1 protein-coding gene is annotated in these 995 nt (G+C 48.7%); it reads left to right on the plus strand.

Annotated features, from left to right (window positions below; genetic code table 11):
• Positions 1–995, plus strand: a 995-nt coding sequence (locus AABK37_RS41520) for a condensation domain-containing protein (RefSeq protein WP_432557202.1), incomplete at both ends; no start/stop codon positions are given.

Here is a 995-nt window from a genome sequence, read left to right on the forward strand (position 1 = left end):
TTGCTGGTGGTGATGCACCATATTGTTTCAGATGGTTGGTCAATCGGCGTGCTGGTGCGGGAGTTAGCAGCAGTATACCAAGCTACGTGCAACTCTACAGCAATTGCACTGCCAGAATTGCCAATTCAGTACGCCGACTTTGCCGTGTGGCAGCAGCAATGGCTACAAGGGGAGGTACTGACAAAGCAACTAGCATACTGGAAGCAACAACTATCGGGTGCGACTGCTTTGTTGGAACTACCAACAGACCGCCCGCGACCGGCAATTCAAACGTATAAGGGGGCTACTCTCGAATTCGCCATCTGTGTTGAACACAGCGAGGCACTGTTTGCCTTGAGCCAGCGACAAGGAGTAACCTTGTTCATGACGTTGCTGGCAGCATTTCAAACATTGCTGAGTCGCTACACCGGGCAAACTGATATCTGCGTGGGCACACCAATTGCCAACCGCAATCGTGGCGAAACAGAGCAGTTAATTGGATTATTTGCCAACACTTTAGTGCTACGCAGCAATCTGTCAAACAACCCCAGCTTTGCCGATTTCCTATCGCAAGTGCGGGAAGTGGCACTCGGTGCTTACGCTCATCAAGACCTACCCTTTGAGCAGTTAGTCGAACAATTGCAGCCAGAACGTTCCTTGAGCTACACACCACTGTTCCAAGTGATGTTTGTGCTGCAAAATGCACCGATGCCAGAATTGGATCTGACTGACTTAACGCTCTTGGGGTTTCCACTTGTTAGCGAGACAGCCAAGTTTGATTTAACTTTATCGCTAGAAAACACAAGCCTTGGATTAAGCGGGTCAATCGAATACAATACAGATTTGTTTGATGCTGCTACCATCACACGGATGGCAGGGCATTATCAAACTCTGCTTTCGGCAATTGTCGCCAATCCCCAACAGAAGCTATCAGATTTAGCGCTACTGACTGCCACCGAACAACATCAGATACTGGTGGAATTCAACAAAACCCAAGCCGACTACCCCAAACATTT

The sequence above is a fragment of the Tolypothrix sp. VBCCA 56010 genome, from assembly GCF_050875635.1.
Taxonomy (GTDB): Bacteria; Cyanobacteriota; Cyanobacteriia; order Cyanobacteriales; family Nostocaceae; genus Hassallia.